Raw genomic sequence first — 1,537 nt, 5'->3', positions numbered from 1 at the left:
CGGCGAGTTGCTGACCTTTACTAGACCACAACCGCACTGTGCCATCTTCACCCCCACTGACAATTGTTTGGTTATCTGTGCTGATTCCTACTGAAAATACGGAACCTCGATGACCTTTGAATTCGGCGAGTGGCTGACCTTTACTAGACCACAACCGCACTATGCCATCATAAGAATCCCCACTGACAATTGTTTGCTTGTCTGTACTTATTGCTACTGAAAATACGGAACCTCGATGACCTTTGAGTACGGCGAGTGGCTGACCTTTACTAGACCACAACCGCACTGTGCCATCTGAACCACCACTGACAATTGTTTGCTTGTCTGTGCTGATTGCTACTGAATATACGCGACCTTGATGACCTTTGAGTTCGGCGAGTTGCTGACCCTGACTAGACCACAACCGCACTGTGCCATCTTTACCACCACTGACAATTGTTTGCTCGTCTGTACTTATTGCTACTGAATATACGTAACCTTGATGACCTTTGAGTTCGGCGAGTTGCTGACCTTTACTAGACCACAACCGCACTGTGCCATCTTCACCCCCGCTGACAATTGTTTGCTTGTCTGTGCTGATTGCTACTGAAGATACGCGATCTTGATGACCTTTGAGTACGGCAAGTTGCTGACCTTTATTAGACCACAACCGCATTGTGTTATCATAACCACCACTGACAATTGTTTGGTTATTTGTGCTAATTGTTACTGATAATACGCCACCTTGATGACCTTTGAGTACGGCGAGTTGCTGACCTTTACTAGACCACAACCGCACTGTGCCATCTTCACCCCCACTGACAATTGTTTGGTTATCTGTGCTGATTCCTACTGAAAATACGGAACCTCGATGACCTTTGAATTCGGCGAGTGGCTGACCTTTACTAGACCACAACCGCACTATGCCATCATAAGAATCCCCACTGACAATTGTTTGCTTGTCTGTACTTATTGCTACTGAAAATACGGAACCTCGATGACCTTTGAGTACGGCGAGTGGCTGACCTTTACTAGACCACAACCGCACTGTGCCATCTGAACCACCACTGACAATTGTTTGCTTGTCTGTGCTGATTGCTACTGAATATACGCGACCTTGATGACCTTTGAGTTCGGCGAGTTGCTGACCCTGACTAGACCACAACCGCACTGTGCCATCTTTACCACCACTGACAATTGTTTGCTCGTCTGTACTTATTGCTACTGAATATACGTAACCTTGATGACCTTTGAGTTCGGCGAGTTGCTGACCTTTACTAGACCACAACCGCACTGTGCCATCTTCACCCCCGCTGACAATTGTTTGCTTGTCTGTGCTGATTGCTACTGAAGATACGCGATCTTGATGACCTTTGAGTACGGCAAGTTGCTGACCTTTATTAGACCACAACCGCATTGTGTTATCATAACCACCACTGACAATTGTTTGGTTATTTGTGCTAATTGTTACTGATAATACGCCACCTTGATGACCTTTGAGTACGGCGAGTTGCTGACCTTTACTAGACCACAACCGCACTGTGCCATCTTCACCCCC

Annotated in this window: 1 protein-coding gene; it reads right to left on the bottom strand. The window is 46.6% G+C overall.

Annotation, left to right across the window (positions count from 1 at the left end; genetic code table 11):
- A partial coding sequence (locus ACM0OZ_RS48730) for a WD40 repeat domain-containing protein (protein WP_414590139.1) occupies positions 1–1,537 on the bottom strand: 1,537 nt, incomplete at both ends.

The sequence above is a fragment of the Scytonema sp. PCC 10023 genome (assembly GCF_963920835.1).
Lineage (GTDB): Bacteria > Cyanobacteriota > Cyanobacteriia > Cyanobacteriales > Nostocaceae > Kalymmatonema.
The sequence above is the reverse complement of the archived record's forward strand: the minus strand, read 5'-3'. Positions and strand labels throughout refer to the sequence as shown.